The organism is Winogradskyella psychrotolerans, assembly GCF_018860545.1.
GTDB classification, from domain to species: Bacteria; Bacteroidota; Bacteroidia; order Flavobacteriales; family Flavobacteriaceae; genus Winogradskyella; species Winogradskyella psychrotolerans_A.
Genome location: NZ_JAHKPN010000002.1, coordinates 387,798 through 410,632, shown reverse-complemented (window position 1 = coordinate 410,632; position 22,835 = coordinate 387,798). Strand labels below are relative to the sequence as shown.

Annotated in this window: 20 protein-coding genes; 17 read left to right on the top strand and 3 right to left on the bottom strand. The window is 33.8% G+C overall.

The annotated features are described in order from the left end of the window. The first annotated feature begins 4 nt into the window (after positions 1 to 4). A complete protein-coding gene (nadD, locus tag KO515_RS01760) occupies positions 5 to 583 on the top strand; it encodes a nicotinate (nicotinamide) nucleotide adenylyltransferase (RefSeq protein WP_215934647.1) in 579 nt (192 codons plus the stop codon). Between the two features lie 45 nt (positions 584 to 628). Here nadD and KO515_RS01755 read toward each other — a convergent pair whose 3' ends face one another. Together KO515_RS01755 and KO515_RS01750 are read right to left on the bottom strand one after the other, a co-directional pair. Beyond that, positions 629 to 940, bottom strand: coding sequence for a GIY-YIG nuclease family protein (locus KO515_RS01755; RefSeq protein WP_215934646.1), 312 nt, complete (start codon positions 938 to 940; stop codon positions 629 to 631). A gap of 46 nt (positions 941 to 986) precedes the next feature. Further along, a complete protein-coding gene (locus KO515_RS01750; protein ID WP_215934645.1) occupies positions 987 to 1,346 on the bottom strand; it encodes a YraN family protein in 360 nt (119 codons plus the stop codon). A gap of 190 nt (positions 1,347 to 1,536) precedes the next feature. Here KO515_RS01750 and KO515_RS01745 point away from each other — a divergent pair, with 190 nt between their 5' ends. Further along, entirely contained in the window at positions 1,537 to 1,839 is a 303-nt protein-coding gene (locus tag KO515_RS01745; RefSeq protein ID WP_215934644.1) for a hypothetical protein, read from the top strand. Then, positions 1,836 to 2,189 carry a hypothetical protein gene (locus KO515_RS01740; protein ID WP_215934643.1) on the top strand — a complete coding sequence of 118 codons (354 nt, stop codon included), beginning with the start codon at positions 1,836 to 1,838 and terminating at the stop codon, positions 2,187 to 2,189. The genes KO515_RS01745 and KO515_RS01740 overlap by 4 nt, the downstream gene beginning before the upstream one ends. On the opposite strand, the gene KO515_RS01735 is transcribed toward KO515_RS01740, so the two are convergent. Beyond that, positions 2,181 to 3,206 (bottom strand): S66 peptidase family protein, encoded by a 1,026-nt coding sequence (locus tag KO515_RS01735; protein ID WP_436800003.1) that lies wholly within the window; start codon positions 3,204 to 3,206, stop codon positions 2,181 to 2,183. The genes KO515_RS01740 and KO515_RS01735 overlap by 9 nt on opposite strands. 76 nt (positions 3,207 to 3,282) lie before the next feature. Between KO515_RS01735 and metG the strand changes: the two genes are divergently transcribed. From metG to KO515_RS01665, 14 genes are all read left to right on the top strand, one after another. Further along, positions 3,283 to 5,346, top strand: coding sequence for a methionine--tRNA ligase (metG, locus tag KO515_RS01730; RefSeq protein ID WP_215934642.1), 2,064 nt, complete (start codon positions 3,283 to 3,285; stop codon positions 5,344 to 5,346). A 156-nt stretch (positions 5,347 to 5,502) separates the two neighbouring features. After that, positions 5,503 to 5,973 carry a lipocalin family protein gene (locus tag KO515_RS01725; RefSeq protein ID WP_215934641.1) on the top strand — a complete coding sequence of 157 codons (471 nt, stop codon included), beginning with the start codon at positions 5,503 to 5,505 and terminating at the stop codon, positions 5,971 to 5,973. A gap of 3 nt (positions 5,974 to 5,976) precedes the next feature. Beyond that, positions 5,977 to 6,687 carry an OmpA family protein gene (locus KO515_RS01720; RefSeq protein WP_215934640.1) on the top strand — a complete coding sequence of 237 codons (711 nt, stop codon included), beginning with the start codon at positions 5,977 to 5,979 and terminating at the stop codon, positions 6,685 to 6,687. Positions 6,688 to 6,773: 86 nt separating this feature from the next. Next, positions 6,774 to 8,891 carry a Tex family protein gene (locus KO515_RS01715; protein ID WP_215934685.1) on the top strand — a complete coding sequence of 706 codons (2,118 nt, stop codon included), beginning with the start codon at positions 6,774 to 6,776 and terminating at the stop codon, positions 8,889 to 8,891. A 105-nt stretch (positions 8,892 to 8,996) separates the two neighbouring features. After that, the gene (locus tag KO515_RS01710) at positions 8,997 to 11,390 is read left to right on the top strand and encodes a hypothetical protein (protein WP_215934639.1); all 2,394 of its coding nucleotides are present in this window, start codon (positions 8,997 to 8,999) and stop codon (positions 11,388 to 11,390) included. Between the two features lie 4 nt (positions 11,391 to 11,394). Further along, positions 11,395 to 13,803, top strand: coding sequence for a hypothetical protein (locus KO515_RS01705; RefSeq protein ID WP_215934638.1), 2,409 nt, complete (start codon positions 11,395 to 11,397; stop codon positions 13,801 to 13,803). A 16-nt stretch (positions 13,804 to 13,819) separates the two neighbouring features. After that, positions 13,820 to 14,722, top strand: a complete 903-nt coding sequence (locus KO515_RS01700) for a histone deacetylase family protein (RefSeq protein WP_215934637.1) — start codon at positions 13,820 to 13,822, stop codon at positions 14,720 to 14,722. 73 nt (positions 14,723 to 14,795) lie between these two features. Further along, positions 14,796 to 15,314: a ferritin gene (locus tag KO515_RS01695; RefSeq protein ID WP_215934636.1), complete on the top strand. Its 519-nt coding sequence runs from the start codon at positions 14,796 to 14,798 to the stop codon at positions 15,312 to 15,314. A 230-nt stretch (positions 15,315 to 15,544) separates the two neighbouring features. Beyond that, on the top strand, positions 15,545 to 16,243 hold the full coding sequence (locus tag KO515_RS01690; protein ID WP_215934635.1) for a hypothetical protein: 699 nt from the start codon (positions 15,545 to 15,547) through the stop codon (positions 16,241 to 16,243). Positions 16,244 to 16,668: 425 nt separating this feature from the next. Then, positions 16,669 to 17,229 carry an ASCH domain-containing protein gene (locus KO515_RS01685; protein WP_215934634.1) on the top strand — a complete coding sequence of 187 codons (561 nt, stop codon included), beginning with the start codon at positions 16,669 to 16,671 and terminating at the stop codon, positions 17,227 to 17,229. A gap of 188 nt (positions 17,230 to 17,417) precedes the next feature. After that, positions 17,418 to 18,929 (top strand): sodium:solute symporter family transporter, encoded by a 1,512-nt coding sequence (locus tag KO515_RS01680; protein WP_215934633.1) that lies wholly within the window; start codon positions 17,418 to 17,420, stop codon positions 18,927 to 18,929. Further along, complete coding sequence (locus KO515_RS01675; RefSeq protein WP_215934632.1) at positions 18,904 to 20,409, top strand: class I adenylate-forming enzyme family protein; 1,506 nt, start codon at positions 18,904 to 18,906, stop codon at positions 20,407 to 20,409. Before KO515_RS01680 ends, KO515_RS01675 begins: the two co-directional genes overlap by 26 nt. Positions 20,410 to 20,492: 83 nt before the next feature. Next, positions 20,493 to 21,362: an alpha/beta fold hydrolase gene (locus KO515_RS01670; RefSeq protein WP_215934631.1), complete on the top strand. Its 870-nt coding sequence runs from the start codon at positions 20,493 to 20,495 to the stop codon at positions 21,360 to 21,362. Further along, positions 21,359 to 22,774, top strand: coding sequence for a hypothetical protein (locus KO515_RS01665; RefSeq protein ID WP_215934630.1), 1,416 nt, complete (start codon positions 21,359 to 21,361; stop codon positions 22,772 to 22,774). Before KO515_RS01670 ends, KO515_RS01665 begins: the two co-directional genes overlap by 4 nt. Positions 22,775 to 22,835: the final 61 nt, after the last annotated feature.

Below are 22,835 nucleotides of genomic sequence, written 5' to 3'. Positions count from 1 at the left end.
ATAAATGAAAGTAGGTTTATATTTTGGGACGTTTAATCCAATTCATGTTGGGCATTTAACCATTGCTAATCATTTAGCAGAGCATAGCGACTTAGATCAAATTTGGTTTGTAGTAACACCTTTAAGTCCGTTTAAAAAGAAAAGTAGTTTATTAGATAATTATCAGCGTTTAGAGTTGGTTCATTTGGCAACGCAAGATTACGACAAATTACGACCGAGCGATATAGAATTTGGCTTAAAACAGCCTAATTATACTATTGATACCTTAACGTATCTATTTGAGAAATTTCCAAAAAATGAGTTCTCTTTAATAATGGGAGAAGACAATTTAAAAAGTTTTCATAAGTGGAAAAATTATGAGCTCATTTTGGAAAACCATCATATTTACGTCTATCCAAGAATTTCTAAAGGTAAGATAGACACGCAATTCAATAACCATCCAAAAATTATTAAGGTTGATGCTCCAATTATGGAACTCTCATCAACATTTATTAGAAATGAAATAAAAGACGGTAAAAATGTGCGTCCGATGTTACCTGAAAATGTGTGGCAATTTATTGATGAGATGAATTTTTATAGGTAGTTTCATGTCATTCTGAACGCAGTGAAGAATCTTTTTAAATAAATTCTATATACTATCATTAAGAAATTTCCAGTCACTATTAAATTCAGAAATCATGTTATCTTTTTTAAATCGTTTCCATCCTTTAATCTGTTTCTCTCTCTGTATCGCAATTTCTACAGAATTATAGTGCTCATAATAAACTAAATAAAAACAATTATATTTTGATGTAAATGCATTTGAATTTAAGCTTGTATTCTCTCTATGAAAGCTCAATCGGTTTTTTAAATCATTAGTCACACCAGTATATAACACAGTTTTGTTCTTATTTGTTAGAATATAGACGTAGTAATTATGTGTTCCAAGTGTTTTGTGCATTACTCTTTATTTTAGAGATTCTTCACTTCGTTCAGAATGACAAAAATTAAAAATGATAAAACGCATCCTCATAATGCGTCAATTGCTCTGTTTTCTTATTTTTCAAAACAGCAATAATATCAAAACGGGTTTCTAAATCAATATCATTTTCTATGATAAAAGCATCCATAGCTTTTACCAACAACTTAATTTTACTTGGCGACACAAACTCCTGAGGGTCGCCAAAAAAATCAGAATTCCGCGTTTTTACCTCGACACAAATCATTGAATTATTGTGTTTGGCAATAATATCTATTTCGGCTTTTTGAAACACATAATTACGAACTACAATTTCATAGCCTTTATTCATCAGGTACTCTGTTGCGAGTTGCTCTCCTAATTTACCAAGTTCGTTGTGTTCTGCCATTTTTTTAATCTTCAGTCTTCACTTCGCAATTTTTAGTCTAAAAATTAGAACTGCTTCATAGTAAGCTTCAATATACAAAATTTGAGGTATCAAACTGAAAGATGAATCAATCTGAGCTAAAGCAGCTTAGTTTTGAGCACATAAATTCCTGCTATTAACCATATCTTTGTAATGCTGTAAAACACGTAACATGGCAAGTCATATTAAATGCCCAAATTGTGGTCTATATAATACCAATGAAGACTATTGCACCAATTGCAATACGCTATTGTCATACAAAAAAAGACGCGAACTAACCTTTGCTCAAGACAAAAAAGAACGTCGTGAACGTGAGCGCATTCAAAAAGAAACATCACCTTCCTTTTATGAAAAGCACAGAGACCATCGGTTTTTAATAGTACGTGTATTTGTTAAAATTATACACTCTATTTGGATGGGATTTGTAGCCATCGGAATGTTTATCGCCTGGCTAATAACGGCTATTGCAGCATGAAAATTTTAAAACATCCCATTTTCTATATCAGTGTATTATTAGCTTCTACAGTTTACCTAGCAAACCGTTTTGAAGTGCCACTTCCTAATTGGGTGTATTTCTATATCAATGACTTTTTATGTATGCCAATTGTTTTAAGTACATGCTTAGCAGTTTTAAGAATCATTAAAAAAACCGAAACACTTTACGTTCCTATCAGTGTTGTTTTAGCCTTAACAATTTACTTTTCAATCTATTTTGAATGGATAATGCCTCATATAAACATGCGTTACACTAGTGACATAATCGATGTAGGGCTCTACTTTTTCGGTGCGCTATTATTTCTAAGGTTTCAAAAACAGTTATTCTGAAAATTTTAAAGTCGATTGCTCTTTTGTCACCGTTAATTCTACTGTTCTACCCAAAACCAAAGCTCGGTTATCTTTTTCGTGACCTGCAGGCATATTAAAGGTAATCGGGAAATCGTAATCTTCTAATGCATCAAGAATCAATTGCTCAACAGAAGTTCCCCAAAGTGTGGTATTTTTTCGCATTCTAGACATATCACCAACAACAAGGCCATTTAAATTTTCAAAATAACCAGCACGTTTCAAACTTTGTAGCATACGATCTATATGGTACTTATACTCCCCAATTTCTTCAATAAAAAGAATTTTTCCAGAGGTATCAAGACTTTCTTTAGAGCCTAACATGGTATGTAGCATGGTTAAATTTCCACCAACCAATTCACCAGAAGTTTCACCGACTCTATTATGGTCAGATCCTTTTAAAGTGTAATCTGTTGGACTGCCAAATAATGCAGTTTTAAAGGTCTCTACCGATGCTGCAATCTTAGTTAAATCAGTAGTCAAACTCACACACATTATAGCATGTAAGGACTCAAACCCTTCATTATGTACTTGGTTGTGTAAAGCGGTAATATCACTGTAGCCTATGACCCATTTTGGATGTTTCTTAAATTTAGTATAATTCAATTTGTCTAAAATCCGAACCGTTCCGTAACCACCTCTTGCACACCAAATAGCACTAATTTTAGGGTCGTCCATCGCATTTTGCAAGTCTTCACAACGCTCTTCATCCGCACCAGCAAAATGATTAGCTTTACTAAATACATGTTTCCCTACAACAGCATGCAATCCCCAACTTTTTAAAAGTGCAACAGCTTGTTGTACTTCTCCTTCACGACTTTTTAAAATCCCAGAAGGAGCCACAATAGCCACTGTATCTCCCGCTTTTAAATATGGTGGTTGAATTAATTTTGAAGTCATTTCCGTAGATGAATTAGTTTTTCTTTGCGCTTGCACGTTAGGTGGTATTCCTAAAATTAAAGCGAAAATAAGAAACATTAAGTGATGTCTAAAAGTCATAAAAACTGCTTTTGGTAAAAGTACATTTTTTTTCTAAATCCCTTATATATTACGTACTTTTGTAGCTTTCAAAAAAATGAAAACCATGTCGAAAAGATATACCATAACAGCAGCATTACCGTATACAAACGGCCCAATTCATATCGGACATTTAGCCGGTGTTTATGTGCCTGCAGATATTTATTCTAGATACCTAAGATTAACAGGCAATGACGTTGCTTTTATTTGCGGAAGTGATGAGCATGGTGTGCCCATTACTATAAAAGCAAAAAAAGAAGGCGTGACACCTCAAGATATTGTAGATAAATACCACGCTATTATTAAGCAATCTTTTGTGGATTTTGGTATTTCACTAGACAACTATTCGCGTACGACAGCCAAAATTCATCATGATACCGCTCAAGAATTCTTTAAAACACTTTACGATAAAAACGAGTTTGTAGAAGAAGTCACGGAACAATTATACGACGAAGAAGCAAATCAGTTTTTAGCCGATCGTTTTGTAACCGGAACGTGTCCTAAATGTGGCTATGAAGAAGCTTATGGTGATCAATGTGAAAGTTGTGGCTCGAGTTTAAATGCCACGGATTTAATAAATCCTAAATCGGCCATAACAGGAAATGTACCGACTTTAAAAGAAACCAAACACTGGTTTTTACCTTTAAATAAGCATGAAGAATTTTTACGTGAATGGATTTTAAAAGGTCATAAAAAAGATTGGAAGCCGAATGTTTACGGTCAAGTAAAATCTTGGATTGACGATGGTTTGCGTCCACGTGCAGTAACCCGAGATTTAGATTGGGGAATTCCGGTGCCTGTAGAAGGAGGAGAAGGCAAAGTCCTTTACGTATGGTTTGATGCGCCAATTGGTTACATCTCTGCCACTAAAGAATGGGCGGAACGCGAAGGTAAAAACTGGGAAGATTATTGGAAAGATGAAGACACTAAATTGGTGCATTTTATAGGAAAAGATAATATTGTGTTTCACTGTATTATTTTCCCTTCCATGTTAAAAGCTGAAGGCTCTTATATTTTACCAGAAAACGTACCTGCTAATGAGTTTTTAAACTTAGAAGGTCAAAAATTATCGACTTCTAAAAACTGGGCTGTTTGGTTACCAGATTATTTAATAGACTTCCCTAATCAGCAAGATGTATTGCGTTATGCTTTAACAGCAAATGCGCCAGAAACGAAGGATAACGATTTTACGTGGAAAGATTTTCAAGCGAGAAACAACAATGAATTGGTGGCTATATTCGGAAACTTTATCAATCGTGTAGCCGTCTTAACCAACAAATATTACAATGGTAGTGTTCCTACACCTAGTGAATATTTAGCTATTGATGAAGAAACATTAGCAGCTGTTAAAGCCTATCCGGCTGTAATTTCAAGTTCTATTGAGCGTTACCGTTTTAGAGAAGCGAGCCAAGAATTGATGAACTTAGCACGACTTGGAAATAAATATTTAGCAGACGAGGAACCATGGAAAACAATAAAAACTGATGAAGCACGTACCAAAACTGTAATGTTTGTCGCCTTACAAATTGCATCGGCATTAGCAGTTTTATCGGAACCATTTTTGCCTTTTACCTCAACTAAACTGAAAGGTATTTTAAATTATAATGATGCTTCTTGGGAAGATGTTTCAACAAAAGATATTCTACTTCCTGCAGAACATAAACTACAAGAAGGCAAAGCTGATTTACTATTTTCTCAAATTGAAGATGCTGAAATTGATAAGCAACTTGAAAAATTAATTGCGAGTAAAAAAGCTAACGAAGCTGCTAATAAAGTAGCTGAACCGCAAAAAGAAGAAATCACTTTTGAAGATTTTACCAAACTAGATTTACGTGTAGGAACCATTCTCGAAGCAGAAAAAATGCCAAAAACTAAAAAGCTACTCATCTTAAAAGTAGACACAGGTATTGATACACGCACTATCGTTTCTGGTATTGCAGAAAGTTTTAAACCAGAAGATATCATTGGAAAACGTGTAACAGTTTTAGTCAATTTAGCACCACGGAAATTACGAGGTGTTGAAAGTGAAGGCATGATATTAATGACTGAGGATGAAAGCGGTAATTTGGTGTTTGTGAATCCAGACAAAGACAATGTAAACAACGGTCTTCAAATAAGTTAACAACAATCATACATTTTATAAAAAGGGGTTTTACATATTGTAGTACCTCTTTTTTTATTCATTTCAGGTTTGCATTTGCATCAACAATTTTTTCTTTTCAAGTAATCCGCACACGGTCCTTTAAGTAATTTTGATTTAAATCATTACTTAAAGACTATGAAGAAATTTGCAATATTATGTTTAACCCTTTGCTTCTTGGCCTGTGGAACCTCAAAGACTGTTCGTCAATCTAAGAAAGTAATCAAAGGAAATTGGACCTTAACTTCTATTAAATCTTCTGCCATAGGTGATTTAAAAATCACACTACTTAACGATACCGAAAAAACCTGCTTCGAAAATAGTACTTGGCAGTTTATACCGAATAATAATACCGGGACTTATACGCTTTCAGGATTAACTTGTGAGGCCAAGCAACGCTACTTCGCATTCACAATAGACGAAGTAGATGAAGACACAGGTTTATATAACTTCCTATTAAAACCTACAAACGAAAAAGGCAGGTCTGAAACCAACGCAGGATTTAGATTAGAACTCACATCACTTTCTGAAACTGCCATGCAGTGGCAACAGGTAGTGACCTTAGATGGAAAGCCCATCACGATTACCATGAACTTTACAAAAATTTAAACGATGAAAACATTTAATTATAAAACAAATTTAGCCATAACACTATCATTACTGTTAGTACTAATGACGAGTTGCAAGGCTGTAGATAATGCCAATAACAAGCAAAAAGGTGGAGTTATTGGAGCAGCTGGTGGAGCTTTATTAGGAGCCATTATTGGAAATAATGTTGGAGACGGCAATAATAGCGAATTAGGAGCGGTCATTGGTGGCGTTGTTGGCGGAGGTGCTGGAGTCCTAATTGGAAATAAAATGGATAAGCAAGCGCAGGAAATTGAAAATGAAATTCCAGGAGCTACCGTAGAACGTGTTGATGATGGTATCGTACTAACTTTTGATGAACAAAGTGGTGTTTATTTTGATACTGAAAAATATAATATCAACGCCAAATCACAAGAAACACTGAATAGCTTAGCTAGTGTATTTACGGAATATCCAGAGACCAATATTTTAGTAGTTGGCCACACAGATAGTTCGGGTAATGACGCTTATAACATGACGTTATCTAAAAACAGAGCCGAAGCGGTAACCATTTATTTAATGAGCAAAGGCTTAAGTAACGGCAGATTTACAACCCACTGGTTTGGAGAAGAACAACCTATGTACGATAATACAACTGCAGAGGGACGCTCTAAAAACAGACGTGTAAACATTGCTATCGTTCCTAACGAAACCATGATTAACGAAGCCAAACAAGAAGCTGCAATTAATGAATAACTTTTGTTAAATTATTCGGCAATTACTGTCGAGTTAAATATCTTACAGGCCTTATACTTCAAACATGTATAAGGTCTTTTTTTATGATGATAGATTACATAGTTCAACTCACCCAATTACCTAAAAGCAGTATAAAAAGTACCGTTCAATTACTGAATGAAGACTGCACCATTCCTTTTATTTCGCGCTACAGGAAAGAGGCCACAGGAAATTTAGACGAAGTGCAAATTGGAGATATTGTAAAATATAAAGAGCAGTTTGAAGCTTTAAAGAAACGAAAAATCGCCATTTTAAAAGCTCTGGAAGAACAAGACGTTTTAACTGACGACTTAAAACTGAAGATTGAACAAGCACAAGACGCAACAACACTTGAAGATCTGTATTTACCCTATAAGAAAAAGCGAAAGACCAAAGCTGAAACCGCTCGTAAAAATGGCTTAGAACCCTTGGCTAAAATCATCATGAGCCAAAAGGCAAATGATATCGAATCTATTGCCTTAAAATATGCAAAAGGAGATGTTGCAACTGCGGAAGACGCTTTAGAAGGAGCCCGACATATTATTGCCGAATGGATTAATGAACGTACAGATATTCGGAATACGCTCAGAAATGAATTAGAGCGTCGTGCTCAAATTTCGACAAAAGTTATAAAGGCTAAAAAAGATGATGAGAAAGCGCAAAAATTCAGAGATTATTTTGATTGGTCGGAGTCGTTATCACGGATTCCATCACACCGATTGTTAGCTATTTTAAGAGCTGAAAGCGAAGGTTTTATTCGGGTGAAGATTGCAGTTGATGACGTTAGAGTTTTGGAGCGTATGGATCATAGAATCATAAAAAGCCAAAATGCCTGTGCAGATCAAATAGAATTAGCGATTTCTGATGCTTACAAACGTCTATTATTTCCATCGTTAAGTAACGAAGCCTTGAGTAACGCGAAGGAAAAAGCTGATGAATCTGCCATTACTGTTTTTGCAAAAAACCTCAAGCAATTATTGTTAGGTTCGCCGATTGGTGAAAAACGTGTTTTAGCCATTGATCCAGGTTTTAGAACGGGATGTAAAGTGGTGTGTTTAGATGCACAAGGCAATTTAAAACACAACGAAACAATTTATCCGCATGCACCTAAAAACGATAGTATTGGAGCTATAAAAAAGATCTCATCATTAGCAGAAGCGTATAAAATTGAAGCCATTGCTATTGGAAACGGAACCGCTTCACGAGAAACGGAAGCTTTAATTCGGAAAATTCAGTTTAAAAACGAAATTCAAGTCTTTGTGGTCAGTGAAGCTGGTGCTAGTATTTATTCAGCATCAAAAATTGCACGCGATGAATTTCCTAATTACGATGTCACGGTTCGTGGTTCTGTTTCTATAGGTAGACGTTTACAAGATCCTCTGGCAGAATTGGTGAAAATTGATGCCAAATCCATTGGAGTTGGACAGTATCAACATGATGTAGATCAGACCAAACTTCAAAAACAATTGGATACGGTTGTTGAGAATTGTGTGAATGCGGTTGGAGTTAATATCAATTCGGCAAGTAAATCCTTATTAAGTTATGTCTCAGGAATAGGGCCTAAATTGGCTGAAAATATTTTTGAATACAGAACAGAACATGGTGTTTTTAAATCGCGAAAAGCTATTTTAAAAGTCCCACGTCTCGGTGGCAAAGCTTTTGAACAAAGTGCTGGATTCCTTCGAATTAAAGGAGCAAAAAATCCTTTGGATGATTCTGCAGTACATCCTGAACGTTACGCTATTATTAGAACAATGGCTAAAGACGAAGGAGTAGCTCTTGAAGATTTAATTGGCAATAAAACAAGGCTACAAAACATAGATTTAAAAAAATATGTTTCGCAAGATATTGGACTCATAACACTTCAAGATATTATCAAAGAACTTGAAAAACCTGGATTAGACATTAGAGAGACCGCCAAAGTCTTCACCTTCAACCAAAATATAAAAACCATTACCGATTTACACGAAGGGCAATTGTTACCTGGCATCGTCAATAACATTACCAACTTTGGATGCTTTGTAGATGTTGGAATTAAGGAAAGTGGACTGATTCATGTTTCAAACTTATCCGACAGCTTTGTAAAAGATGTTAATGAACATGTGCATCTGCACCAGCAAATTATTGTTAAGGTATTGGATGTTGATGTGACTCGAAAACGCATTCAGCTTAAATTGCATAAGTAACATACCGTTCACCTATTTAACTGAAATAGCAGTAATTATAATTTTGGTGGCATAGTATTTGAAGTGTTAATTTTTTAACATTTTTAAATTCTAAAACCAATCACTATGCTAAAAACTTTACTCAACTCGGTTAGAATTCTATTTACCACACTTTTAATTTTTTCTTTTTCGATTAATACCTCAGAAGCTCAAGAATCTTCACAAATTGTAGAGACTTATAAAGCGTATACAACGCCTGCTCGAGAAGTGGTGTACTTACACCTTAACAAATCTACATATATTAGTGGTGAGCCCATTGGTTTTACAGCCTACGTTTTAGATAAAAAAAGCAAACAACCGTCTTTTATCACCACTAATTTATACGTAAGTATTGAAGATAAAAATGAAACGGTTTTAAAACAAAAACTCATAAAAGTAACAGATGGTGTGGCTTCAAACACATTTGAGGTGGACTCAACGTTTTCTTCCGGAAACTATAAAATAAAAGCATACACCAATTGGATGCTTAATTTTGATGAAAAAAATTATTTTTCAGAATCTATTAGAATACTCAATCCTGATAATGAAAATGATCTTAGTGAAAAAAGAATAGACAACAAAGTTGATGCTCAGTTTTTACCAGAAAGCGGCCACTTATTAAACGGTGTTATTAATATTGTAGGTGTTGTTATTAAAGACCAACTTGGTTTTGGTATTCCATATGCAAAAGGTGAGGTTGTAGATAAAAATGATGAGCTTTTAACGACTTTTAAAACCAACCAGTTTGGTATTGGGAAATTTCAATTATTACCAGAAATCGGTAATCACTACAAGGTAAACATTTCAAATAACAATAAAGATTTTAGCTTTCTTATCAATCATAACATTGAAAATAAAGGCATTTTAATTTCTCTTAAAAGTCTCAACTCTAAAGTCTTTGTGTCGCTAATAACTAATAATAACACGCTAGCATCGATAAAAAATAAAAAGCACACTTTACTGATTCATAATGGAGATGAATATAATGCAAAGGATATCTTTTTTACAAATAAAACAGAGATTATTACAACTATTGAATATAGCAATGTAGCCACTGGCATTAATACGCTAACGCTCTTTAACGACAATGATCAGCCTATAGCAGAGCGTTTGTTTTTTAATTATGAAGGCCTAAACATTATAAAATCAGACGGTATAACTGCAAAAAAAACAAAAGATTCAGTAGCCTTAAACCTTAGCTTTAAAGACATAAATACAGATGAATTTAACGCTATAAGCATCTCCGTCTTACCACAAGAAACCAAATCTTATAACAGGCATCACAATATTATTTCATATACCTATTTAGAACCTTATGTTAATGGTACTATTGAACAAGCAAAATACTATTTTACAAATATCGATGATAAAAAGAAGCATGAACTAGATAATTTACTACTAACACAAGGTTGGAGCAGTTATAATTGGAATACCATTTTTAATCATAAAATGCCATTGAATGATCCGTTTGAACAAGGCATTACCGTTAAAGCTAACCTTACTGATAAGGATTTTAAAGATACGTCAGATCTTAATTATGTACTACATGCCGTAAATAATGATGCGCCTAAAGTTTTAAATGTACAGAAACCAAATAAAAGCTTCGTGATTGAAAACATTTTTCCTGAGGACAATCATGTAATTAACCTTTCTAAAGTTACTAAAAATAAGGGGCTTCAACCAGCAATGTTATACCTGCAATATTTTCCTCGTATGATACCACCATTAAAAAATAGAGACAATGTATTACCACCAAAATCCCAGTATATATTAGAGCAAAGCTTTAAAACAGAAAGTAGTTATTATTTTTTTGAATTATCTCATAAAGTACAGAAACTAAATGAAGTTACTGTGTCAACTAAGAGTATAACCGAAAAAAGGCAAGAAGAGCTAAGTCGATTAGCAACTGGAAAAATCACAATTATGGATGATCAAAACATAAAGACGTATAGAACATTGACCAATTATTTAAGCTCTCACGGTCTTATCGTATCAGAGTCTATATATGGATTTAGTGTTCGTACTAGTGGAAGATATCCTATTCCACTGGTTATTTATATGAACGGTAAACAATTACTTAACACTTATATTTTACGAGATTATGATTTATCTCAAATCGATTATCTTGAAATTCACAAATCAATGTCTGGAATAGGTTTATATGATTCGTTTGGAGCTGTACGTCTTTATACCCACAAGGAAGATACACGAAATACAAACAAAACTAAACTACAATCCTATACAATACCACTAGCATTTAGTGCAGAAAAAAAATATTACGTGCCAAAATACAGAAATACTGGTGATTCGTTTTATAAATCTTATGGTGTTGTAGATTGGAAAACCTTTAACGATTTAGATAAAAATAATAATGTAAATTTAAAAATTACTAGTCCTAGCATACCTATTACTTTATATATTGATGGTATTACTAATGATGGCTCTTTTATAATTGAAGAGAAAACATTAATTTTAAACTAAGCTTATGAGATTTCAATACACCATATTCATAACCGTATTAACAATAGTTCTAGCGTATATCCCTTCGCTTAATGCCCAAGAAGATTCTGAAATTTTGGATAGCTACGAGGGGTACACCGAAGCTGCACGAGAGGTGGTTTATTTACACCTCAATAAATCGACCTATATCAAAGGAGAAAATATTGGTTTCACAGCATATGTCTTAGATAAAAAAGATAAAAAACCTTCTTTTCTTACTACAAATTTATACGTCAGTATTGCTGATAAAGATAACAAGGTATTAAAGCAAAAATTAATCAAAGTCGTCGATGGTATTGCCTCAAACACCTTTGAAATTGATTCACTTTTTTCCTCTGGCCATTATAAAATAAAAGCGTATACCAATTGGATGCTTAATTTTAATGAGCAAAATTATTATTCTGAATCCATTAAAATTATTGATTTTGAAACCGAAGACTCTACAGAAGAACAAAGGACAGAAAACAGTATTGATGCAAAATTTTTACCAGAAAGTGGGCATTTACTAAATGGAGTTATTAATGTTATTGGTGCTGTCATTAAAGATCAAAATGGATTTGGTATGCCGTATGCAAAATGTGAAGTTGTAGATAAAAACAATGAATTACTAACGTCTTTTGAAACCAACCAGTTTGGTATTGGAAAATTTCAATTATTGCCAGAAATTGGGAACCATTATAAAGTGAACGTCAAAAGCACTAATAAAGATTTTACGTTTAACATTAACCAAAACATAGAAGATAAAGGCATCATCATCTCCCTTAAAAGCTTAAATTCTAAAGTCTTTGTGTCGCTCATAACAAATGAAAAAACACTTGAAACAATTAAAAACAAGAGACACACTTTAATGATTCATAATGGGGATTTGTTTGATATTATGGATGTTTATTTTACAGATACTACAGAAATCATTAAAACTATTGAATATAGTAATACGGCTACAGGCATTAATATACTCACACTTTTTAATGAAAACGACCAACCCATAGCAGAACGGTTATTCTTTAATTATGAAGGAGTTTCTATTGCAGAGACCAACACCATAACAGCTAAACAAACTAAAGACTCAACGACTTTACATATCAATTTTAAAGGTATTAACACAAGCACCTCTAATACTTTAAGTATCTCTATTTTACCTAAAGAAACTAAATCGTATAATAAGCACCACAACTTTTTGTCTTATAACTTTTTAGCACCTTATGTCAATGGCACTATTGAAGATGCAAAATATTACTTTACAAACATCAATGCTAAAAAGAAATTTGAACTAGATAATTTACTCATAACGCAAGGTTGGAGCAGTTATAATTGGCAAGAAATTTTTAATAATACACACAACTTTACTCATGCTTTTGAGCAAGGTATAACTGTAAAAGCAAATTTAACTGCTAATGATTTAAAAGTGCCATCCGATTTAAGTTTTCAAATGCATGCTTACACGGAAAAAGGCTTTAGTATTTTTCAAGTTAAGAAAGGAGATCTTTATTTTGTAATAGAGAATCTATTTTTAGAGGAGAATAACACTTTAAAAATATCCAAAAGAACCGCCTATAACAGCTTGGTTGCGGCTAAATTATATTTACAATATTTTCCAAATAAAATCCCTGTCTTAAACGACAAGAAGAAACTATTAGTTCCTAAATTTGATTACAAACCAATCGAAAATTTAAGCGAATATAGAAGTCATTTTGATGCCAACACATTCAATCGCGTTCAAAAACTAGATGAAGTTACGGTAAAGGGTAATATCACTTCTGAGAAACAACGCGCTCAGCACTTAAATCGACACGCATTCGGTAAGATTATAGTGGTAGATGAAGAGATTAAAACACAAAATGCAACCTTAACGCATCTCCTCACATCTAAAGGGTTGCGAATCAATGATGATTATGATAATGGAGAACTTGCGCCTCCCCTTCAATTCAATGTGTTTTCTTCGTTTTCAGAAAATCCAATGTTATTTTATTTAGATGATATGCTATTAGTAGACACAAGTATTTTAAGGGATTTCGACATCTCTAAAATTGACTATTTAGAAATTAACAAAACAGGTATAGCCCAAGGGTTACAAGGCGACAGTGGAGTGGTTAAAATATACCTAAACAAATACAACTCCGCATTAAGTTACAATAAAACTACGACGAGTGAGTTTAAATTACCAATAGCTTTCAGTCCTAAAAAGACCTATTATGCTCCAAAATACAATAACACAGATAGTTCCTTTTACCAATCCTACGGTGTTATAGATTGGCAACCTGAAGTTAAAATTGATAACAAAGGAAATGCGACCATTAAATTACCCAACTACACAGCACCTTTCACTTTGTATATGGAGGGAATTACTCGTGATGGTGTATTTATTGTAGAAGAAAAAACGTTATCCTTAAAGTAAATCATAAAAGTTTTAAATGCTAAAAATAGCGTTTCACCCCATCTACAATCACCCATTGCCAAGAGGTCATCGCTTTCCTATGGAAAAATATGATCTATTACCACAACAATTACGTCATGAAGGCACTTGTGATAACCGTAATTTTTTTGAACCCCAACAACCTAATGATAAATATATCGTCGCCATTCATGACCCTGAGTATTATTACGACTTAATAAATATCACCATAGATCAACGTGATGCGCGTAAAATAGGCTTTCCACTAAGTCGAGCTTTAGTACAACGCGAAACACTTATTGCAGATGGCACCATTAAAGCGAGTGAATTTGCATTACAACATGGCATTGCTATGAATATTGCAGGTGGCACACATCATGCCTTTTCCAATCGTGGAGAAGCATTTTGTATGCTGAATGACCAAGCTATTGCGGCACGTTATCTCCAAGGTAAAGGACTCGTAAAAAAGGTCTTAATTGTAGACTTAGACGTGCATCAAGGTAATGGTACCGCAGAAATTTTTCAGAATGACGCTTCTGTTTTCACCTTTTCAATGCATGGTAAAAGCAATTACCCTTTTAAAAAGGAAACTAGTGATTTAGATATTGCTTTAGAAAATGATACTGACGATTCCACCTATTTAAGCCTTTTAAAAAACACATTACCAAAACTTATTGCTGAGCAGCAACCCGATTTTATTTACTATTTATGCGGAGTTGATGTTATTAAAACCGATAAACTAGGAAAACTTAGCCTAACTATTGAAGGCTGTAAAGCGCGAGATCGTTTTGTTTTAGAGCACTGTAAATTAAATCAAATCCCAGTAATGTGCAGCATGAGAGGAGGTTATTATCCAGACATTAAAACCATTGTAACTGCCCATGCCAATACGTTTCGTTTAGCACAAGACATTTACTTTTAGTGTTAATTTCTCAAGTAGAAAAGCTTCAAAAGTGATTTAACTATGCTTATATTTGTTTAAAACACTACAATCTATGTTATCAAAATCTATTGAAGCCGCATTAAACCAGCAAATAAGAATCGAAGCAGAATCATCTCAAGCCTATTTAGCCATGGCCATTTGGGCCGAAGTGAAAGGACTTGAAGGTATTTCTAATTTTATGTACAGTCAATCAGATGAAGAGCGTGAGCACATGCTAAAACTCGTAAAGTTTATTAATGAACGTGGTGGCCATGCACATGTCTCTGAACTTAAAGCACCAAGTGTGACCTTTTCTTCCTATAAAGCTATGTTTGAAAAACTTTTAGAACATGAAATTTTTGTATCCGAAAGCATCAACGAACTAGTACACATTTCTTTACAAGAAAAAGATTATGCCACCCATAACTTTTTACAATGGTATGTATCAGAGCAAATTGAAGAAGAAGCGATGGCAAGAACCATCTTAGATAAAGTAAAGATGATCGGAGATGATAAAGGCGGATTGTATTTGTTTGATAGAGACATACAACAACTAACCGTAAGCTCAGCAGCTGATAACCCAAGTGCGTAACTATTAAACTCATCGGTTTTACATAGTCATTTTAGACAAAAAACTCTAAAACAGCATTATCAATTCTACTTTTTTTTACTTAAAATTTTTAGGAATTAAAAATATAATGGTGGTAATAATAGCGACTCTAAAAATTCTATTATAAATTGAAACAAGCATAAAATATTCATATTTAGTTACGTTATATTTAAAGTCATTATGATCTCCTTTAAATTTTAAAATAATTATTTATGAAAACACGAAGTTTTTTAACCGTTTTAATGCTTGCTCTATTATTCAATAACTGTGCTAATAAGAACGAAAAAAGCAAAACGATAGATACAGTAGAAGTTGTTGAACCTACCAATAAAAAAGAATTAAAATTCTCTAATGCGCAATTTTATGATGCTGAAGGTCAATTCTTAGAAGAAAAGGCAAAAGACGCTTTAATGGAAATGCTAGAATATCATGATTATCCCATTTTTGAAGGTCTACGCGAAAAAATATGGCTAACCGATTATAATCAAGGTAACTATGCAGAATTAGGGTTGGCTTCAGTTATGTTCGTAAATAATGAGGAAGACCAATATATGCTCATGGACATCTTTCTTTTACCAGGCCAAATGTTAGGAGAGCATATGCATTTTGCCGCAGAAGGTAATCCTGTAAAAATGGAAGGTTGGCTCGTACGACATGGAAAAAGCTATATTGTAGGTGTTGGCGAAAACAATCGCGATCAGTTTCCACAAGTGGTAGTTCCGCAAAATCATTGGGATGGAAAAGTAACCACCAATCATATTATTGAAGCCCATGAGGGAGATTTTGCATCACTAGCTGAGGCTGAATCACCTCATTGGCAAATGGCAGGTCCAGAAGGTGTTGTTATTACGGAAGTAGGAAACGTACATACCAATGCTGGCGTTCTTAGGTCAGATCCTAAAATGAATTAAATATGGACTTATTAGCGCTATCTTAACTGATGGCTAAATAGATGATCCTCAAATGTTAAATTTTATTTAGATAAATATAAATAGTTATTTTTGCCTTGAAAACTTAAAGATTTCCTTTTACTAGGAAACTAAAGATGGGCAAAAAGAAGAAAAATAAAAACCTAAAGAAAGAACGGATTAAAGTTCTGGAGGCTTCTGGTATGGACACACTTGGCAACGTAAAATCCAAGTGCTGTAAAAAATACAAGAAAGCCGAAAACAAGCGTTGTAAAAAATGCCCTTGTTTTGATTTGCTAAAAAAGGTAGCTTAATTTAATAGAGTTACACATCTGGCATTATAAAACACTTCAAATCTACTATAAATTATAAACGAGAAACAGTGACCAACTTGGTTGCTGTTTTTGTTTTTTTAGTAATTTAGGATAATGAAATACATCACAATTATTCTACTTCTAATTTTTACGGGTTGCAAAAACGAAACAAGACCAGAAATTCAAACCGAAGCACTAACAGAAAACGAAATTGACAACTCTGTTTATAACATGTGGCAAAACTATACCGCATCTCATCCAGAATTCCAAAACGTCGAGCTTCCGGAATCTTGGTATTTTCATAATAATAAAGCCGACGCCAACCGGTTAGCCAATTTAGTTCTCAGCGGTAAAAAACAAGCAGCATCCGGTTTATACGCTTGGTATAAAGAAGCGGATGCCGACTTACCAAAAACAGGACTAAAACATATTATTACTGATTTCGATGGAAAAGCAAAAGCTATAATTGAAATTAAAAAAGTGGACACCATTCCTTTTCATAAAATTTCAGAAGCATATGCTGCCTTAGATATGGGCACCACAACAGACCCGCTTCAAAAATGGAAAAATGCACATTGGGATTTTTTTTCAACTACCATGGTAGAAAGTGGTGAAACACCTACTGAAGACCTGCTTATCGTTTGTGAAGAATTTGAAACTATTTGGCCTGAATAATTCAAAACACTTCAAAATTGTTAAAAATGTCTAAAGTTAATTTAAAGTCACACCTAATGATATTATTGTTATATTTAGCATAATGCTATTTTCAGCATGGTTATTTACTAAAGTCACACCTTTATAAAATCAAATAATAGCACTAAAAATAATATAAAGATTGTTCTTTGTTTTAAAGACTTTATTAAATGATTGCATCAGACCAATTGGTAACTTACATGTGGATTTTATTGGGAGTGTACGCTGCCGTCATCTTATTTTTCGTGATTCGAGGTGCTCGAAAAAACACGAATATAAACGATTATGCCGTTGGTAATATTGGCTTTCCATCGTGGGTGGTTGGTTTATCGTTAGCAGCTTCAATGACGAGTGCTGCAACCTTTATTATTAACCCAGGATTTATTGCACTCTACGGAATTTCAGGAGTGATTTCTTTTGCCATTGTTTTACCTCTCGCTGCTTTTGTTTCACTAATTGTATTCACAAAAGGCTTCATAAAACAAGGTAATGCCGTAAAAGCAACCACCATGGCACAATGGATTGGCAAACGCTATAACAGTAAAAAATATGCCTTTTTCTTTGGTATCATCGCCCTTTTACTCATCACGTTTATTGTGCTTATTAATGTTGGACTAACACAAGTGATTTCAAAATCTCTGAATGCTGACCCATTTTATGTTTTAATGGGCATTACAGCCTTTGTATTTGGATATATGATGTTTGGCGGAGCGAATTCTATGGTTTACACCAATACCATTCAGGCGATAATAATGTGTATTGTAGCCTTAATTTTAATAGGTTCAGGTTCCGACTATTTCGCAGATGGCATCACTGGTTTCCTTGATAAATTAAATGCCATTGACCCAAATCTTACAAAACCCACAAATACAGAAAGCTTTTTGTTTCGCGATTATTTTGAAATCATCGCCACCCAAATCGTGATTGGTATTGCTATTGTATGCCAGCCACACATTATTACAAAATCGCTATTATTAAAAGACTCAAGTAAAATAAACACCTATTTGTTTAGTGGCATTGCTTTTATGATTGTGTTCTTTTTAGTCGTAATTGTTGGTTTATATGCGCGCATCAGTTTTCCAGATTTTATGGTTAACGGAGAAAAACTACGAATGGATGAAATCATACCAACTTACGTCGTAACCAAATTTTCAGTTGGAGTTGGTTTGGTCATTGTGGTTGGATTAATTTCCGCAGGATTATCCACTTTAGAGAGTTTAATTCAGTCCTTATCTATTACGATTACTTCAGATATTATCAATCCACTGTTTAAAGATAAATTCACCGAAAACACTATAACCATTAATAAAATAGTGATTATTATTTTAGGCATAGTGAGTTTTTTACTGAGTTGGGAACAGATTAAAAACCCAGATGTGAGTGTGGCTATTTTTGCTCAAAACGGTGTGTATGCTTATTTTGCTGCTGCTTTTGTTCCGGTTTTGTTTGGTACATTTTTAAAAGATGTCTCTACCCGATCGGTTTTTATAGCAAGTATCACAGCCATTGTAGTGCATTTCGGGATTTATTATGGCAGAATTACACCATACATGCAAGAGCCTGTTAACAATCCAGGAGTTTCAGCAGCCATCGGCATTATAACATCACTAATCGTTGGTTATAGTATTTACAAATTAGACACTAAAAAAATAGAACGTGGACACACTAGATTGGACCGCTAAATGGGCAGATTATACGCCTGATAAGATTGCTATTACATCGTATGACACTAATAAAAGTTATACGTATAGCGACTTACATACCTATGCCAATCGTTTAGTCCATAAATTTACTGAACGCAATCTCGAAGAAGGAGACCGCATTGCTGTTTTAGCAGATCATGGCCTAGAATACATGGTACTTTTTGTGGCTTGCCAACGCATGGGATTGGTAATTGTGCCATTAAATTATCGCCAATCTGTTACAGAAATTTCAAAATTAGTTATAGATTGTACACCGCGATTGTTTATTCATAATAGCAACCACAAAGACAAAGCTCAACAGTTACCAATTCAAAATTTAGAGGTTTTAACGTTTGAAGTATTAGCCGATTATGTTGAAAACTCAGCATACTCGGTCAACAAAACCTTCGAGATTAAAGAAGATAACCCTTTATTTATTTTCTATACCTCTGGTACTACAGGAACTCCAAAAGGGGTAATTTACACCAACAAGATGCTCTTTTGGAATAGCCTGAACACCTCAATGCAATTGGGAATTACCTTTAGAGATTCCACAATAAACACCTTACCTCCTTACCACACTTCTGGTTGGAATGTTTTCATCACACCATTATTACACAAAGGTGCACATATTGGAATGCTCGAAAAATTTGATGCCGAAAAAATATTATGCCTTTTAGAGCTTAATAAAACGACCTTATTTATGGCCTTACCAACGATGTTATTGATGATGCAAAAAACACCAGTTTTTAAAGAGGTTAATCTTAAAAAATTACGTTACATCATTTCTGGGGGTGAGAAAGTACCATCAGAACTCGTGAGCTTCTGGAAAAACGAAAAAAACATTTATATCCGACCAGGTTATGGCTTAACAGAAGCCGGACCAAGCATCACCTCTTTACACCATAATATGGCAGAATTAAAACCCAACTCTATTGGTAAGCCTAATTTCTATTTGGATTTAAAAATAGTGAATCAAAATGGAGAAACCGTTAAATCAAATGAAGTTGGCGAACTCTGTATAAAAGGAGATATTGTGACGCCTGGCTATTGGAACAATTCAGTTAAAACAAGTAACAAAATAAAAAAGGGATGGCTGTTTACAGGTGATTTTGCATATAGTGATACTGACGGATTTTTATATATGAAAGGTCGTAAAAACGATATGTATATTTCTGGAGGAGAAAACATTTACCCTCAAGAAATAGAAGTACAATTAGAGCGCATTAAGGACATAAAAAAAGCAGTTGTATTAAGCGTAAAGGACGAAAAATGGGGAGAATGCGGCATAGCATTTGTAACTTCAAAAAGTGAAGTCCTTTCTGTCTTAGACATACGTAAAGCACTTACAAAGGACTTAGTAGCGTTTAAACACCCAAAGTATATATTTATTTTAGACGACATTCCACTAACGAGTTTAGGCAAAGTATCCCGAAAGAAACTCTTTAAATATTTTAACGCTATTAAATCAGAACAATAATCAAAACCATGAAAACACTTAGTATACTATTTCTATTTCTACTGATTAACACAACTGTATTTTCCCAAAATTCTAAACCACTCATGAAAGACATACTTTCAGAATACAATTTTAAAACCCAATCTACAATCATAGACAGTTTAGAAATAAGCTTCATTAAAAAAGGAGATGGAGAAAAGACATTACTATTTGTACATGGACTAAGCAGTAATTCTGACGCCTGGGCCAAAAACATCAATACATTAAGAAAAAACTACACGTGTATTGCATTAGATTTACCAGGCTACGGAAAATCTTCCAAACCTAAAGCTACCTATACTCCAACGTATTTCGCCGGAATTATATACAAACTCATTAAAAAACTGGACTTAAAAAACACCATCCTCATTGGACATTCTATGGGAGGACAAGCGAGCATTAAATTAGCAACGATCTATCCTGAAGCTATAGAAAAACTAATTTTAGTTGCACCAGCTGGATTAGAACAGTTTTCGGAAACAAACGCTGAATTTATGAAAGCTTATTTTACACCAGAATCCGTAGAAAACACCACGGATGAGCAAATTGAAAAAAATTATGCCCTTAATTTTTACGCGCAACCAGAGGATGTTTCTAAAATGGTAAATGATCGTAAGAAAATTAAAGACGCATCCGATTTTGAAGCCCATTGCAAAGCCATTGTTAACAGTATTTCTGGAATGTTAGATGACACTGTATTTAAAGAGCTTAAACAAATTACACAACCGACTTTAGTTATTTTTGGTGATAAGGATATGCTAATTCCCAATCGGTATTTTAATCCAGATTTAACCATTGAAGCTGTAGCAGATATTGCGAAAGAGCAAATCAACTCTGCAAACGTCACCTTTGTAAAAAATGCTGGACATTTTGTACAGTATGAAAAACCAACCGAAGTTAATACCCTTATTCAGGAATTTGTAGCTGCAGAATGAAAACAAAGCTTAAAAAATTTACAGAATTTAGCAAAACCATTCTTCCTAATGAAGCTAAATATTTAGAGTCGCGATATCAATTTACAGATGATGAAAAGCTTAACATAATTGAGCTACTCATCGCAAATGCATTATCTCATAATAAACGTGTAGATTTTTATGATAACATTGATAAGCGCAAATATTCTTACATTAAAAATTGGGTTGAAAAAAAATTAGCCAGCATAGATGTTGATGCCACTATTGCTTGGATTATGTCGCTTCAAAAAAAAATTCTAACCGATGCCATTGCATCACACGAAGAAAAAGCCTTTCTGCATTACATTTCAACCTATAAAAATATAGAGTTTAATTTTCAGAATTTATATGATCTTGCTAAAGAGTACAAATCGTATCTCTTAGTAAGAATGCGCTATAAAGATCATAAAATTGTGGCCGATTTTTTAGATGCTTATAGTGATAGTTATAATGAAGCCAAAGCGACAAAAGACAAACTTTACGATGCCACAACCGAAATCACCAACCAATATACTCGTAACAATAACGAAACAAAACACTTAGAAACGTGGTTACTTCAAGTGTTTAAAGATGAACATATTGATGGTAAAAACCGATATCAGGCGTTTGTGTTGTTGGCTTTTATGTACACCAACTATAATGAGAATGATAAGTTAAAAGTCATTTTTGACCAAATAGACTATTATTTCAGTCAAGGGGAAATGTACTCCAGACGGTTATTATCTAATTATTATGCGAGTCGGGTTTTACTACACTCTAAACAAGATGAGTTTGAAAAAGCTGAGTTTTATGGCTATTTATCCATACGACAAAACAACAATGATGTTTTAATGTACTTGAACAATTTGGTCGCCATTTTATTACGAAATCACCAACCTGAAAAAGCCTTCTGCCTTTTAGAAAAACACCATGATCTATATAAAGAAACACACAACTACCATCAAAAAATTGGCTATTGCTCGTATCAAATCCGTGTGTTGGCTGAGCTTCAGAGAAATAAATTAGCAGAAGCTACTGCAAAAACGTTTTTACGACAGTATAAAAATGAAGTGCTCAACCATCGTTGGCATCATTTTTTTACGTCTTTTATCAACGTCTTAATTATCCTAGAAAAATACGATGATATTTTAAAATTAGCTTCAAAATTCAACCTTACAGAAAAGGAAAGTGAACGCCAAAAACAGAATAACTACGTCCCCAATATTTCATGGAGTATTTCACTTTCAAGATATATGGAAGGACAGATTAATTCTTCACGATTATTAGACGAAATAAAAGCTCCACTTAAAGACATTCAACCTACAAAAAATCAAAAGCAATTGATGATTAAGGTGATTAATCGACTCTCAAACAACCTTCCTGAAGCCTTTTTAAAATTAAAGTCACACATATAGGATTTTAGAGCAAAAACAGAGTTTTATTATTAAATTCATAATTTAATAGCTTTTATTTTAA